This window comes from Streptomyces sp. NBC_00631 (assembly GCF_045206895.1).
Lineage (GTDB): Bacteria > Actinomycetota > Actinomycetes > Streptomycetales > Streptomycetaceae > Streptomyces.
In genome coordinates this window covers 3,999,145-4,011,651 of sequence record NZ_CP107734.1, presented here as the reverse complement: position 1 = coordinate 4,011,651, position 12,507 = coordinate 3,999,145, and the positions used below count along the sequence as shown (strand labels likewise).

The 12,507-nt window shown below is 73.3% G+C and carries 9 protein-coding genes; 1 reads left to right on the top strand and 8 read right to left on the bottom strand.

Features of this window, described 5'->3' with window-relative positions; translation table 11 throughout:
- Positions 1-8 precede the first annotated feature (8 nt).
- Entirely contained in the window at positions 9-413 is a 405-nt protein-coding gene (locus OHB00_RS18290) for a globin (protein WP_406435964.1), read from the bottom strand.
- A 95-nt stretch (positions 414-508) separates the two neighbouring features.
- Here OHB00_RS18290 and OHB00_RS18285 point away from each other — a divergent pair, with 95 nt between their 5' ends.
- Entirely contained in the window at positions 509-1,489 is a 981-nt protein-coding gene (locus OHB00_RS18285; RefSeq protein ID WP_406435963.1) for a methyltransferase domain-containing protein, read from the top strand.
- Between the two features lie 97 nt (positions 1,490-1,586).
- Here the strand turns inward: OHB00_RS18285 and OHB00_RS18280 are convergent, their stop codons facing one another.
- The 7 genes from OHB00_RS18280 to OHB00_RS18250 all read right to left on the bottom strand — a co-directional run bounded on the left by OHB00_RS18280 (position 1,587) and on the right by OHB00_RS18250 (position 12,506).
- A complete protein-coding gene (locus OHB00_RS18280) occupies positions 1,587-3,182 on the bottom strand; it encodes an FHA domain-containing protein (protein ID WP_406435962.1) in 1,596 nt (531 codons plus the stop codon).
- 67 nt (positions 3,183-3,249) lie between these two features.
- Positions 3,250-4,590 carry a vWA domain-containing protein gene (locus OHB00_RS18275; protein ID WP_406435961.1) on the bottom strand — a complete coding sequence of 447 codons (1,341 nt, stop codon included), beginning with the start codon at positions 4,588-4,590 and terminating at the stop codon, positions 3,250-3,252.
- A gap of 151 nt (positions 4,591-4,741) precedes the next feature.
- Positions 4,742-6,148, bottom strand: a complete 1,407-nt coding sequence (locus OHB00_RS18270; protein ID WP_406435960.1) for a PP2C family serine/threonine-protein phosphatase — start codon at positions 6,146-6,148, stop codon at positions 4,742-4,744.
- The gene (locus OHB00_RS18265) at positions 6,149-8,668 is read right to left on the bottom strand and encodes a tetratricopeptide repeat protein (RefSeq protein ID WP_406435959.1); all 2,520 of its coding nucleotides are present in this window, start codon (positions 8,666-8,668) and stop codon (positions 6,149-6,151) included.
- A 3-nt stretch (positions 8,669-8,671) separates the two neighbouring features.
- Entirely contained in the window at positions 8,672-9,997 is a 1,326-nt protein-coding gene (locus OHB00_RS18260) for a hypothetical protein (RefSeq protein WP_406435958.1), read from the bottom strand.
- 47 nt (positions 9,998-10,044) lie between these two features.
- Complete coding sequence (locus OHB00_RS18255; protein ID WP_406435957.1) at positions 10,045-11,085, bottom strand: glutamate ABC transporter substrate-binding protein; 1,041 nt, start codon at positions 11,083-11,085, stop codon at positions 10,045-10,047.
- A 14-nt stretch (positions 11,086-11,099) separates the two neighbouring features.
- Positions 11,100-12,506 (bottom strand): hypothetical protein, encoded by a 1,407-nt coding sequence (locus OHB00_RS18250; protein WP_406435956.1) that lies wholly within the window; start codon positions 12,504-12,506, stop codon positions 11,100-11,102.
- Between the last annotated feature and the right edge of the window lies 1 nt (position 12,507).

Sequence of the window (12,507 nt, the reverse complement as noted above, 5' to 3'; positions counted from 1 at the left end):
GCCGGTGGTCAGTCGGGGGTGTTGACCATCGAGGCGGCCGCGTAGGTCAGGTAGTTCCAGAGCTGTTCGCGGTGCTCCTCGGAGAGGCCGAGCTCGTCCACGGCCACCCGCATGTGCCGCAGCCAGGCGTCGTGCGCCGCCCGGTCCACGGCGAACGGCGCGTGCCGCATCCGCAGCCGGGGGTGGCCGCGGTTGTCGCTGTACGTCGTGGGACCGCCCCAGTACTGGATGAGGAACAGGGTGAGCCGCTCCTCGGCCGGCCCCAGGTCCTCCTCGGGGTACATCGACCGCAGGACCGGGTCCTCGGCGACGCCCTCGTAGAAACGGTGGACCAGCCGGCGGAAGGTCTCCTCCCCGCCGACCTGCTCGTAGAAGGTCTTCTCCTGAAGCGTGCCGCGCCGAATCTCTCTCACCCGTACATGGTCTCAGACGGGGCGGCCCAGGACTCAAGGCTTAGGACCCCGGGAGGACACCGGGCCGGACGGGGGTACGCGCCTAGGGTGGGGACATGGGCGCCTACGACAGCGGGACCGAGGGCCTCGCCGCCATGGCGCGGGCCGCGCTGGTGCGGGAGATCGACGCCGAGGGGGTCTGGGCGGCGCAGCCGGTGTGGCGGGAGGCGTTCGCGCAGGTGCCCCGGCACCTGTTCGTGCCCTACTACTACGTCGCCGGGGTGCGCGGCTATGAGCGCCGGTGGGGCGAGAGCCCGGATCCGGCGGCCCGGGAACGGTGGGTGCGCGGCGCCTACGAGGACGTACCGCTGGCCACCCGGCTGCGCGACGGCGAGCTGCTGTCCTCCAGCAGCCAGCCCTCGCTGATGGCGCGGATGCTGGTCGCGCTGGGGGTCGCGGACGGCGACCGGGTCCTTGAGGTCGGCGCGGGGACCGGGTACAACGCGGCGCTGCTGGCGCACCGGCTGGGCGACGACCGCCTGGTCACCACCGTCGACCTGGAGCCGGAGATCACCGAGTCCGCGCGGCGGCACCTGACCGCGGCCGGGTACCGGCCGGCCGTGGTCACGGGGGACGGCGCGCGCGGCGTGCCGGAACGGGCGCCCTACGACCGGATCATCGCGACGTGTGCGCTGCCGAGCGTGCCGCGGGCGTGGCTCGCGCAGTGCCGGGAGGGGGCGCGGATCCTGGCGCCGGTGGCCACCGGACTGCTGGCGCTGACCGTCCGGGGCGGAGGGTGCGCCGAGGGGAGGTTCCTGCCGGCCGCGGCGTTCTTCGTGCCGTTGCGGGGCGGGCAGAGGGCGGGGGTGGGGGTGGGGGATCAGGACGGGGTGCCGTCCCGGGCCCTTGAGGACGAGCTGTTCCAGTTCCTGGCCGAGCTGACCCGGGGGGTGCTCAGTCCGCGGGAGGCCTACGAGGTGTGGGTGGGGGAGGGGATGCCCGGGCGGGAGCGGTATGGGCTGAGCGTCGAGAAAGACAGGGAGTGGGTGTGGCTGGACGACCGGGAGGGGCCGTTTGTCTGGCCTCTCCCGGTCTGAGCGGTGCGTGTTCGGGTGCGGGTATCCGTGGCTGGTCGCGCACGCGGCGGAGCCGCAGATCAACACAGCCCCGCGCCCCGGGGGGGCGCGCTACGCCTCAGCCCCGTCGGACAGTGATCGTCGTCCAGGCGCCCACATGCACCCGGTCGCCGTCCTGCAGCGGTACCGGGACGAACGGCTGGATGGGCTCCTCGCCGCCGTTCACCGTGGTTCCGTTGGTCGAGTTCTGGTCGACGATCGCCCAGTTGCCGTCCGGCTGCTGGACCAGGACGGCGTGCTGGTGCGAGACGCCCGGGTCCTCCGGCGGCACCGACAGGTCGATGTCGGGGGTGTCGCCGGTGGAGTGGCGGCGGCGGCCGATGGTGACCTGGTTGCCGGTGAGCGTGCGCTGCTGCTCCGGGGAGTACGCCGGCAGGTTGAGACCGGCCGCCTCCGGACCCGAGCGCTGCATCATCGCCATGAAGTACTCGCGGTCCGGACCGATCGTCGCCGTCCAGGTCGCCGGGCCCTGCGGGGCCTGCGGGAAGGCGGAGCCGGGCGGGACCTGCGTGGAGCCGGGCTGCGGGTAGCCGTAGCCGCCCGGGCGGGCGGGGGCGCCGGGGCCGGCGGACTGCCCCGGAGGGGAGATCACCCAGTCGTCGTCACCGCCGCCGAAGGAGGGCCCGCCGGCCGGCGGCCGGGTCTCCTGCGGGAAGCCGGGCGGCGCCGGCGGGGCGGACTGCTGGAAGGCTCCGGGAGCGCCACCGGCGGTCGCGCCGGGGCCGCCGGGCGACGGCGGGACGGGCGGCCGGGACGGGTCCGAGCCGCCGAAGGGACCGGCGGCGGGGCCACCGGAAGGATCGCGGGTGTAGGGACCGGAGGCCTGGCCGGGGCCGGGAGGGGCACCGAACGGGGACGCGCCGCCGGGGTTCTGGCCCGGGGCACCGCCGTACGGCTGCGGAGGCGGCGCGGAGGAACCGCGCTCACCACCGAAGGGCGGGGGAGCGGACTGGCCGCGGTCGCCGCCGAACGCGGGCGGACCGGGTTGCTGGCCGCGGTCGCCGCCGCCGAACGCGGGGGGACCGGACTGCCGGCCGCGGTCGCCGCCGCCGAATGCCGGGGGACCGGACTGCTGGCCACGGTCACCGCCACCGAACCCCGACTGGCCGGGCTGGCCGGGCTGGCCTCGGTCGGCGCCGAAGGCGGACTGGCCGCCGCGTTCACCCGCGAACGGTGTCGGGCCCGAGGGCTCGCTGCCGAAGGACGGGATCGGCTCGGCCGGACGGTTCATCTGCGAGGGGCGCGAGCCCTGGTACTCGTACGAGTCGCCGCCGCCGAACGACGGCGGGGCCGGCGGCGGCCGGAAGGTGGGCGCGGACGGGCCGCCGGCCGGCGGTCGCGGGGCGGCCGGGGTGTACGAGGTAGCCGTGTTGGTCAGGAAGTTCCAGCGGCACTCCTCGCAGAACGGCGCACCGCCCTCACGGGGCGTACGGCACTGCGGGCACAGCTCCGGCTCGTGCGCGTTCGGCACGGCCGACAGGTGGCGGCCACCGCCCATCGGGCCGCCGGCCGGGGCGCCGGGCGCGGGCGGCGGGAAGCCGTAGCCGCCGGCGGTCGGCGGGGGCGGCGGAGGTACGGCACCGGCCATGCGGTGACCGCACACCTCGCACCAGTCGTCGGAACCCGACTGGTGTCCGTTCGGGCAGGTCGGCATGGCGGGCTTCCCTCTCTGTCAGGTTCGTCCTGAGCCTGTCTGGGTGTCCTGCGTCTGGACTGCTAGGTCACTTCTTTACACGAACAGTCTTTGTGGACCGTGTTTCGAGAGTCATCTCGTCGGCCTCCTCGACCTTCGCCTTCAGTCGCACAGTACCTGTCGTGGCGTCGACCACGTCCACCACCTTCGCAAGCAGTTTCGCAGTATCGGCGTTCCCGGAAGCGCTTGCCAACTGAACGGCCCGACCCAGTTTGGCCGTTGCCCCATCCATATCGCCCGCTTTGCGGAGATCCAGCCCCTGTTGGATGGCTTGAGCCAGTTCGGCCTGACCTGTGTAGTGGGCGACCTGGGGGTTGATGGAGGTCGAGGCGACCATGTCGTCCGTCCAGACCGCCCTGATCAGACCCTGTGCACCGAGGTTCTGGACGCTGCCGTCGGGCTGCGGGACGACCAACGAGACGCGCGCGGCGAGCATTTCCTGGCCGAGGCCGGCCGCGGGCACCTCCACGCAGACGTGGTAGTCGCGGGACTCGTCGCCCCAGGAACCGGTCGGATAGTCCCCGGCACGCGGCCCCGCCTCGGTGCGCCGGTCGGTCAACGCCTCGACCGTGGGCGCCACTTGCTTGACGAACTTGATGGCCGTGCCGACCGGGGTCCACAGCCGCAGCGCGACGTCCGCGACCTCCTTGCCCATCGCCGTCTCCATCATCTGCGTGAAGTCGGCGGCCAGGGCGGTGGGGTCGGCGACTATGTCGGCGGTCCCGAGGAGCGCGGAGGCGATCCCTGTGACTTCTTTCACTTCCCAGTCGGTGCCGACCCCGCGCGCGTCACAGGTGAACCGTCCGGCGCAGGAGTCCAGGGCGGCCTTGAGGTCCTCCGGCGACTCGTGCTCGTTGCGGCCGTCGGTGAGCAGGATGCCGTGCCGGATGGTGACGTCCGCCGAGGACAGCAGCCGGTCGGCGAGGCGCAGCCAGGTGCCGATCGCCGTGCCGCCGCCCGCGCTGAGCCTGCGCAGCGCCTGCTTGGCCTGGTCCCGGGTGGCGGGGGCGGCCACCGCGAGCCGGCCGCCGCCCGGGTAGACCTCCTTGGCGACGTGCGTGCCGCCGATCACCGCGAAGTGGGTGCCGTCACGCAGGGTGTCGATGGCGGCCGCCGTGGCGTCCCGGGCGTTGCGCATCTTGGTGGGCGGGTAGTCCATCGAACCCGAGCAGTCGACCATGATCGCCACCCCGGCCGACGGCCCCTGCCCGGGGGCGTACGACGCCCCGACCGCGGTCCCGACGGTGCCGCCGCCGGTCGCCGTCACCGTGACGATCGCGCTGACCTCGCGGCCGCCGTCCGGCAGGTACTCGTTCTGGTACACGTCCACCGAGAACTGCGGCACGCTCGACTTCGAGAAATTGGCCATGACTGCTCTGCTCCCCCTCCACCCACGTGTGATGGGTGCTGACGGTGTGCGGACCGGTCCCCTCCGGTCCGCCGGTACTTCCCCGTACGTCTCTCGCCGTACGTCTCGTCCCGTACGTCGCTCTCCCGTTTGCGGCCGTTTTGCGGTGGCCTCAGGCGGATCCTGCCCCCTGCGGCGGTTCCGGGAACGGCAGCAGCGCCACTGTTACGTTGTCGTGGCCCCCGCCGTCCAGGGCGTGGCCGACGAGGACCCGGGCCGCGTGCAGTGGCCGCCGGTCCGCGTCGGCGGGGACGACCTCGGACATCTCGTCGGCCGTCTCCGCGTAGTTCCACAGACCGTCGGTGCACACCACCACCACACCGGGCCGGTCCGGCTTGAAGGAAGCGGTGTGCGGCTCCAGCTCGTAGGCGTCCGCGCCGAGCCAGCCGGTGATCGCGTGGGCACGCTCGTCGGCGTACGCCTCCGCCTCGCTCATCAGGCCCGCGGCGACCATCTGGGCGGCCCAGGAGTCGTCCTCGGTGAGCCGGGCCGCCGGTGCGCTCCGGTCCACCGGTACCCAGTAGACGCGGCTGTCGCCCACCCAGCCGACCACCAGCAGGCCCGAGGCCACGATCGAGCCGACGAACGTGCACGCCGGGGCGTTCTGGTGCGGGGTGTGCTCGCGGGCCGAGGAGGGTTCCTCCGCGAGGGCGTTGACGGCCTGGGAGGCGGCGAGAATCGCCTCGTGCATCGCCTGCTGTGGATGGGTGCCCTGCTCCAGCGCGGCCAGCAGCGATTCGATCGCGGCCCGGGAGGCGGCCAGGGAGGCCTCGTCGGGACGGGTCGCCGAGGAGACGCCGTCACAGACGACCGCCACCGCGGCCGGGGTGCCGTCGGGCAGCGCGGTGTGGCCGATGGCGAACGCGTCCTCGTTGCGGTGGTGGCGCAGCCCGCGGTCGCTGACGGCGGCCACCGGGCCCGCCTCCTGCTCCATGTGGTCGCGTTCGCGGGGCTGGGCGTGCCCGCAGTTCTCGCAGTAGCCGTCGTCGTCCACGCGGCCCGCGCGGCAGGCCACACACACCTTCGGCAGCTCGGTGGTCTCACCGGCCCCGGCCGTCTCGGCTGCCTCGGCCGTCTCCGCGGCGGAGGCGGCCACCCGCGGGTCCGGCGCCTGGAGCGGGTAGTCGTCGGCCTCCGGCGCCCGGTCGAACCGCACCCCGGAGGCCGGCGACACCGGCGAACCGTGCGCCGGCGAACCGTGCGGCGGGGGTGTCGGCGAGTCGTGCGCCGGCGTCGACCCCGGCAGCGGCTCGCCGCCCGAGTCGGTGCCGGGCAGGTCGGTCGGCAGATGCGGGGCAGCGGGCGTGCCGGAGCCCTCCGGCTCGGGCGGTGGCCATTCCACACCCGAGGATCCCACACCGGCGGCGCCCATGGTGAGGGTCGGGTGGTCCGGCGGCGCGGCGGGCACGGCCGACAGGTCGTACCCGCACGCACCACAGAACAGGTCACCCGATTCGAGCGGCTCCGCGCAGCTGGGGCACTTCGCCGGTGCGGCCTGCTGGGGCATCTGCGACATCAACTACACCCACGTCCGGGGGCGGTAACGGTTGGCCCGTTCCACCAGGTCGATCCTCTCCTCACCGCCGGTCGCCAGTCTGGCCAGCGTGCGGTACGCGCGTTCCAGGCCGAAGCGGAGGCCCCGCTCGTCCAGACCGCTGCCGAGCAGCACCCGGCCGCCGACGGCGGGCCGGGACTCCTGGCCCCCGGAGAGTATCCAGTCCAGGGCGCAGCCGAGGACTTCCGCCGACAACTGCTCGCGCCGGGCCGGATCCAGACCGTACGCGTCCAGCGCCTCGATCTGCCCGGCGGCGGCCGTCAGATCGTCCAGGAACGGTGTGTCGTCGGCCGCCGCGGTCCGGTGCCGCAGCCGCGCCCGTACGGCCGCCACCCGGGCGGCCGTGTAGTGGATCGAGGCCTCCGGCACCGACTCCAGCGTCCGTACGGCACCCCGCCGGTCCCCGGCCGCCAGCTGCACCCGGCCCAGGCCGAACGCGGAGCTGACGAAGCCCGGGTCGGTCGCCCACACCAGCCGGTAGTACTCGGCCGCGTTGTCCAGCTGGCCGAGCACCTCCGCGCACAGGCCGAGCGCCAGCTTGGGCGCGGTCTCGCCGGGGAAGGCGTCGTAGATCGCGTCGAAGGACAGCGCCGCGCCCTCGTGGTCGCCGGTGACCAGGGCGGCCACGCCCCGGTACCAGACCACCCGCCAGTCGTCGGGCCGCTCGTCCTCCAGCCGGCCGAGGCCCACCAGCGCGGCCTCGAAGTCGCCGTTCTCCAGCCGGGCACGGACCTGCCGCAGCTGGGTCTCGACCGTCTGCGTCGGCGCCGCGGCCAGCGCGCTGAGCAGGCTGACCTCGCCCACCAGCGAGGTCGACAGGCCGGCCAGGAAACCGGCGTTCGGGTCGTTCTGGTCGACCAGCGGGACCGGCAGGGCGAGCGCGGCGGCCGCGGTGTCGACGGGCCCGACCAGCGCCGGGTCGGCCGCGGCCGCTCCCGGCGGCTCCAGCGCCAGCGTCCTGGACGCCACCGCGCGCGCCCCCAGCCGGGACACGTCCCCGTCCAGCTTCGGGAACAGTTCGGTGTCCGTGACCTTCACCTCGGGCCCGAACAGCGTCGACAGGGCGGGCCGGGCGGTGCCGGTCTGCACCGAGACGACCTCGCGCAGCACACCGGTCAGCTGCTCGGCCATCTCCTGCGCGGAGGCGAACCGGCGGGCCGGGTCGGGGTCGGTGGCCCGGACCAGCAGCCGGTAGAACGACTCGTACTGCCGGAAGACCTCGATGTTGTCCGGGTCGGGCAGCGAGTCCACGAAGACGGTCGTGTAGCCCTGGAAGTCGAAGGTGAGGACGGCGAGGGTCCGGCCCACGGTGTAGAGGTCGGACGCGACGGACGGGCCGACCTCGGCGACCTCGGGCGCCTGGTAGCCGACCGTGCCGTAGATGGCCGACTCCTCGTCGTCCATCCGGCGCACGGCGCCCATGTCGATCAGCTTGAGCTGGTCCTCGGTCTGGATGGCGTTGTCGACCTTGAAGTCGCAGTACAGCAGGTTGCGGCTGTGCAGGTGGTCGAGGGCCTCAAGAGCCTCGATGCCGTACGCACAGGCCTGCTCCACCGGCAGCGGGTCCCGGCGGCCATCCGGCGTACGCCGGGCGTTGGCGATCTCCTTGAGGGACTTGCCGCCGACGTACTCCATGACGATGTAGCCGTCGAGGGAGCCGGTGCGCTGGTCCAGGTGCTCGACGAAGTTGTAGATCCGCACGATGTTGGCGTGCTCGATCTCCGCGAGGAACCGCCGCTCGGAGATCGCGGCCGCCATCGCGTCCTGGTCGCCGGTGTCCAGCAGGCCCTTGAGGACCACCCAGCGGTCCGAGACGGCCCGGTCCACCGCGAGGTAGATCCAGCCCAGGCCGCCGTGCGCGAGACAGCCCGCGACCTCGTACTGGCCGTGCACCACGTCGCCGCCCTTGAGCTTGGGCACGAACGAATACGGGTTGCCGCACTTGGTGCAGAACCCCTCGGTCCGCCCCGCCTGCTCCCCGCGGGCCCGGCCCACCGGCGCCCCGCAGTCCGACCGCGAGCAGAACCGCTTGCGCTCCGGTACCTCCGGGTTCTCCAGGACCATCTCGCGCGGGTCCGGCTTCGGCACCCGCTCCACCGTGACCAGGCCCGCGCCCAGCCGGCTGCGCCCGGACGCGCTCGTCGACGAACCGGAGCTGCGCACCGACACCGAACGGCCCGTCGACTTGCCCGACACGGACCGCGACAGCCGCCCGGAGACGGACCGCCGCGACTTCGACGACTGCGACGACGTACGCGAACTGCCGCGGCTGCCGGACCCCGAACTCCCGGCGCCCGTCGAGCCCTTGCCGCCGGCCGTGATCCCGGTGGGCGGCGAGCCGACCATCCCTCCACCGGAGGACGGACCCCCGGCCGAGACGACCGGCGCCAGACCGCAGGTGTCGCAGTAGAGCTCACCGCCGCCCACGTCCTCGTACGACCCCTCACAGCCCGGCCGCTGGCACGACTGTCCCGCCTGACTCACGGCTTACTCCCCCCTCCGGTCCTCGGGCCCGCTCTGCTGCGGCACCCGCGGCGCCCCCAGCGCCTCGGCCACCGACCGCTGATAGCGCAGCACCGCCTGCTCCGCGACCCGGAGATCGCAGGGCGCGCTCCACAGCATCCGCCGGGCCGCGTCGTACCGCTCGATCAGGAACGGATCCTCCGCCAGCCCGTGCCGGGCCACCTTCGCCTTGTACGCGTCCAGCCGGCCGCGCAGCTCCGCCCGGACCGCCAGCGGCGCGGTGACCGCCGTCAACGACTCCCGGGCGCGCAGCAGTTCGTCCTCCGCCTTCTGCTCCAGCGATTCGAGCAGCGGCGACAGGCGGTGCCACTGGGCCCCTCTGCGGTACTCGGCGGCCGTCGCCAGCTGCTCCTGCAACGCGGTCGGCGGGCCGCTGACCACCGGCACCTCGGTCGCCGCGATCTTCGCCAGCACCTCACCCCGTGCCGTACGCGCCTCGGCGAGGGTGCGGTCCGCGCGGGACAGCACGTCCCGCAGCCTGATCAGCCGGGCCTCGGCGTCCTGCCGTACCGTCAGCACGGCGTCGATCTCCCGCCGCACCTCCTCCAGAGCCCGCGCCTCCCGGTCGTACACCGCGGTGTCGGGGCGGCCGCCGCCCGGTGCCGAACTCCCCTGTGTGGGAACCCAGAAGGCCAGCGGGTCGGAGACGACGTCCTCGCGGAGCCTGGTGAGCGTGCGGGTGATGCGCTCCAGGTCGTCGCCCGCCGGGTGCTCGCCGGGACGCACCCCGACCGAGTGCGCCAGCTTGCGGGTGCGCTGCAGTTCCGCGGCGAGTAAATCGATCCGCGCGGGCAGCGCCGACCACACCGCGTCGGCGGTGACGACCATGTCCAGCGAGGTCGCGTACAGCTCGTTCATCCGGTCGACCAGGGCCGCCAGCGAGAACCGCTCGCTGAGCCGGCCGGGCGCGGACAGCAGGGTCGGTGCGTTCGCCGTGGCGGTCGCGCTGCCCGCCACCGTGATCGAGTCGCCGCGCAGCAGCTCGGTCAGCTCCACCAGGTCCTCACGGCTGGACCAGCGGCGCCGGGCCCGGATCTCCCGGGCGGAGTGCAACGCGTCCGTGTAGGCGTCGAAGTAGGCCCACAGCAGGGTGATCGAGGCCTCGGCGGCCGTCCACCGCTCCCGGGTCGTCCCGGTCAGCTCGGCGCCTTCGAGGAGTCTGCGGCCCGCGTGGTCCTGCAGGGCGAGCAGCGAGGTCTCGATCGCCTCGTGCTCCGCGCCGAGCCGCGCCAGCGCACGGTCCACCTCGTCCCGGTCCATCACCGGCCCGGCGGGGTCCGTGACGCCCATCGATCACCTCTCGCTCTCTAGTCGGTGCTGGGCCGGCGGATTGCGGGTCAGCTCTTGCGCAGGTACTGCGGCGCGGACGGTTTCGACGCCGACGAGTCAGTTCCCAGTGTCGCCGAAAGCCACCTGTCGTACGACGTCTGCCAGCCGTCGGACCGGTACTCCACCAGGATCTGGTTGACCCGGCGCACCAGATCGGTCGCGTCCTTCTTCATCGCCACCCCGTAGTACTCGGTCGTGAAGGCGGCACCCTTGAGCTCGACCGTCGGGTCCTGGGCGGCCTGGCTGGCGGCCAGCGCGCCGTCGGTGACCACGGCGTCGACCTCGCCGAGCTGCAACCGCACCAGGCAGTCGAGCTGGTTGGGGACGGTGGTGGAGATGTCCGCCGAAGCGACCAGCTTCCCGGACTTCTTGTCGGCGTCCAGCTTGGCGTACGCCGTCGAACCGGCCGCCGTGCAGATCTTCTTGTGCGCCAGCGTGGCGTTGTACCCCGTGATCGACGACGACTTGGGGGCGAGGACCTGCTGCCCGGTCTTGAAGTACGGCGCGGAGAACGCGACGTCCTTCAGCCGGTCGCAGTTGATGGTCATGGTGCGCACCACCATGTCGACACGGCCGTCCTGGATCGCCGGTATCCGCTGGCTCGTCGGAATCGCCTTGAACTGCACCGCGTTCGGGTCGCCGAGGATGTCCTGGGCGATCCGGTGCACCAGGTCGATGTCGAAGCCCTCCAGCTCCGCGTCCGAGGTGTTCGGGTTGCGGTAGCCCCAGCGGTAGCTGTTCTGGTCGACACCGACGATCAGCTTCCGCTTGGCGCCCGTACGGGACTTGATGGCCTCTATGGTCGAGCCGTCCGCGCTCGACGGCGACCAGGTCTCGTCCTGCGCCTGGGAGTCGACGCAGGTGTCGGCCTTGGCCGGGCTGCCGGTGGCCAGCCCGGGACCGCCGATCCCCTCGCCCTGACCGCCCGCGCCGCCGGACTGGGTGAGCGGCAGCAGCAGGACGAACGCCAGCGCCAGGACGCAGCCGATCGCCATCGCGCCCACCCCGCCCCAGCCGCGCAGGGTAACCCTCATCCTCCGCACGAACATCGCCACGCCCCCTCTCACCGGTACTCCGAAAGCCTGCGCCCGATGCCGAACAGCGCGCCGGCCGCCGCCGCGACCCCCAGCATGGCGGCACCGATCGGCAGCCCGGACATGGCGTCCCGCCCGTCGGTGGCCTGCTGCTGGAACTCGGCCTCCTCGTGGGCCAGCGCGTTCTTCAGATTCGTGTCGACGCTGTCGAAGCACTCGGCGGTCGCGCCCTTCGCACCGATCACCTTGTCCAGCGCCGCCTGGTAGTCGCCGTTCTCGTCCTCGGTGCGGGCGGCGGCGTGCCGCTCCTTCCACACCTTCATGTTCCCCTCGGCCGCCACGACGGGCTTGCTGCCCGCCTTGTCGTCCGCGAGCGCCGCGGCCTCGGTGAGGCCCTTGCCGAGCGCGGTCATGTCCTTGTCGAAGTCGTAGTAGTACGCGTCGTACGTCTGCCCGCCGACCGTGACCGTCTCGGCGCCGCGCGCCACCAGGCTCAGGTTCTCGTTGCCCCGCGCCTTCAGGGACGCGATCCGGGCGTCGTGCAGCACGTTCAGCGAGCGGACGCCGTGGTCGTAGGAGCCGTCCAGACCGGCGCGGGCGACGGTGTGACCGACCACCAGCCACAGCAGTGTGATGACGGTGGCCGCCGAGGCCGCGACCAGGCCGTGGTTCAGCAGGCGGTTGGTACGGCGGTAGTGGCGCAGCTGGGCCCAGGCGAGCGCGGCGAGCGCGAGGAGGCCGAGGGCGATCGCCGCCCACGGGTAGGGCGTCGCGTCCGAGTAGTCGGAGGCGAGGCGCGCGTTCTCCTTCGTGTAGAGGTCCTCCGCCGCCGGGAGCATCTCCTGCTGCATCTTCTCGTTCGCGTACCGCAGGTAGGCGCCGCCGACCGGATAACCCTGCCGGTTGTACACGCGGGCCCGCTCCACCAGCCCCTTGTACTCGGGCAGCAGCGTGTTCAGCTTCTCCACGGCCGCCTCGGAGGGCGAACCGGGCTCGGAGTTGGCGGCGGCGGTGACCAGCTTGGCGGCGGCGGTCCGGATGTCCTTCTCGTACCGCGCGCGGGAGGCGGCGGTCTCCTGACCGCCCGCCAGGAAGCCGCTGGAGGCGGTGGTGTTGGCGTCCGCCAGCGAACGGTAGATGTCGGCGGCGCCCGAACTCAGCGGCTGGCTGCGGTGCAGCACGTCGTCGGCCGCGGCCGCGCGGTCGGTCATCTGCCAGGCGGTGACGGCGCCGAAGGCGACGATCAGCACGGCCAGGACGGCGCCGATGAGGCGGAGCCGGCCGGGCTCGGTGGTGACGGCGGTGCTGAGCCGGTCGACGCCCTCGGCGAACGCGTTGCGGCGAGAAGGCGTGGGGGTGCCGGGCGGTGTCCGCTGCGCGGGCAGGGCGGTGCCTGCTCCTGGCGGTGCCGCGCTCTTCGTCGGCGGGTGTGTCACG